This is a genomic window from Dietzia sp. SYD-A1 (assembly GCF_015356725.1).
In the GTDB taxonomy this organism is placed as follows: domain Bacteria; phylum Actinomycetota; class Actinomycetes; order Mycobacteriales; family Mycobacteriaceae; genus Dietzia.
Genome location: NZ_JADDKI010000459.1, coordinates 1 through 2,123 on the forward strand (window position 1 = coordinate 1; position 2,123 = coordinate 2,123).

The window sequence follows — 2,123 nt, forward strand, 5'->3', positions numbered from 1 at the left end:
GCCCCCGGCGACGGGCGCCGGAGCGGGGTCGAGGATGGGGGCCCGATCCCCGGCGGGTGCGGACTCGGGGGCCACCTCGGGTGCGGCCTCGGGCACCGGTGCCTCACCCGGCGAGACGGGGCCGATCCACGCCCCGAGCTCCTCGATGGTCCCGGCGAAGACGTTGAGGTCCACGGGGCCGGCGAAGCCCGGCACCTCGCCGGTCTCCGAGTTCTGCCACAGCAGCCACTCGTCCCACCCGCCGATCACGGGGAGCGTCGGCTCCGGGACCCCGTATTCGGCCAACCACAGCGGGTACTCGGAGAACTGGGTGGTGTTGGCCATCCGGTCGATCCAGAAGAACCGGTACGTGTAGACGATCGGCGTCCTACCGGTGAGGTGCTGAAGCTCCGTCAGGAAGACCCGCGTCCACTCGATCAGCTCCTGCGGGTTCTTGCCCTCGTCGGTCTCGATGTCGAGCACCGGTGGTAGCTGCTCGCCGCCCACCGACTGCACCCGGGTGGCGAATGCGCGTGCCTGGATCGCCGGATCCATCGCGGGGCGAGCCTTGTGGTAGCTGCCCACGGCCATCCCCGCGGCCCGGGCGTCTGCGACGTCGGCCTCGTAATAACGGTTCGCGGGGCCGGTGCCCTCGGTGGCCTTGACGAAGGCGAACGACTGGCCTGACGCGGCGGCTGCGTGCCAGTCGACGGGCGCACCGTGCGGGTGCTGCCAGCTCGAGGAGTCGATGCCGCGGGCAAGGCCGTCGAACGCGGGGGAGAGGGGGACGACGGCGTCGGCGCGGGGGGACATGACGACGACGAGGAGGCCGAGGGCCAGAGCGGCCGCGGAGGCCAGGGCCACGACGAGGCGGGGGAGGAGAGCGTGGCGGGACGGCTGACCGGCTGGTGTCATGGGGGAAGTATTGTTTAGTAACAACGGTCACACAAGCAACTCGCGCAACTTTCCTCACATCGAGTGGGGTAACCGCACCGATCGACGGTGGTGCGGGTCACGGATCCGTCACAACCGGTAACACGCTGTCCCACTGGTGCGATCACCCTTCCCGCCGCCCCTATGGTGGACGTAGTCCCTCCGTTCCCAGTCGGGAGTTCCCCTCGTGACCGATGCAGTAGATTTCTCGACCTTCCGCTACAGGCATGACCTCGTCGCCGAAGTCGACGGGCCGGCCGATGACGCGGTCCTCGAGGTGACCATCACGGAGACGGTGGTGCTCGACGAGAACGGCGCGGGTCGCGGGATGCCCGAACTCGTGCTGAGGACCGGGGTCGAGGGGGTCACCCTGACGGATCGTGACCAGGTTCTCCGCCTCCAGGCGATGATCAACCGGGCCGTCAACCAGTGGCGCGACGCCGCCACCCACCTGCCGTGAGCATTCGTCCCGCCCCGGTGACCCGGCCTCTGTCATTCGACCCTGATGCCCGCCTCGGCGATCAGGGCCAGGCCGACCCCCCGGACCTGCTCCGGTGAGATGAGCGATCCCCGGAGGGCGGACGGTCCCCGCACGTCCTCCAGGTCGGCCCCGCGGAGGTCCGCGGCCGTGAAGGTCGCGTTGTGGAGTGTGGCCCCGCGGAGGTCCGCGCCGTCCGTCGACAGGTCCGCCACCCGCGCCTCCAGCAGGTCGGCCTGCCTGCAACGGGTCGAGGACAGGCGCACCCGGTGCACCCGTGCCATCCGGAGGTTGATCATGTCGGCGTGACAGTCCTCGAAGGACACGTCGGTGAGCCTGGCGTCGGACAGGACCATGCCGGTGAGGCGGCATCCGACGAACCTGACCCGCGTCACCGTGGCTCCGTCGGCGACCATCCCGGACAGGTCGCACCCGCGCACCTCGACGTCGGTGAGTCGCAGTGAGTCGGCCCTGGCACTGCTCAGCCGGATGCCCTGGAGGACCGACTCACGGATCTCCGAGCCGCCCATCCGGACCGCGCCCTCGGCTGGCGACGGAGCGTCCTCGGCGGTGGCCCACACTCCGTCCCACAGACCGTCCGGTTCGAGTTCTGACCGCGGCGTCTGCAGTTGCTCCCGGCGCGGCACGGACGGTGCGGCGGGCGGTCGGGGTGAGCCGGAACGGCGACGGAGCGGTGGGGGCACGGGCGCCAGCCTAGGTGTGGGGTGTGGGG

3 protein-coding genes are annotated in these 2,123 nt (G+C 70.7%); 1 reads left to right on the forward strand and 2 read right to left on the reverse strand.

The annotated features are described in order from the left end of the window. A partial coding sequence (locus IY392_RS15655) for a glycoside hydrolase family 25 protein (protein WP_228549500.1) occupies positions 1–894 on the reverse strand: 894 nt, incomplete at its 3' end. Positions 895–1,099: 205 nt separating this feature from the next. Here IY392_RS15655 and IY392_RS15660 point away from each other — a divergent pair. Beyond that, on the forward strand, positions 1,100–1,372 hold the full coding sequence (locus tag IY392_RS15660) for a hypothetical protein (RefSeq protein ID WP_182612806.1): 273 nt from the start codon (positions 1,100–1,102) through the stop codon (positions 1,370–1,372). Between the two features lie 32 nt (positions 1,373–1,404). On the opposite strand, the gene IY392_RS15665 is transcribed toward IY392_RS15660, so the two are convergent. Then, a partial coding sequence (locus IY392_RS15665; RefSeq protein ID WP_228549501.1) for a pentapeptide repeat-containing protein occupies positions 1,405–2,123 on the reverse strand: 719 nt, incomplete at its 5' end.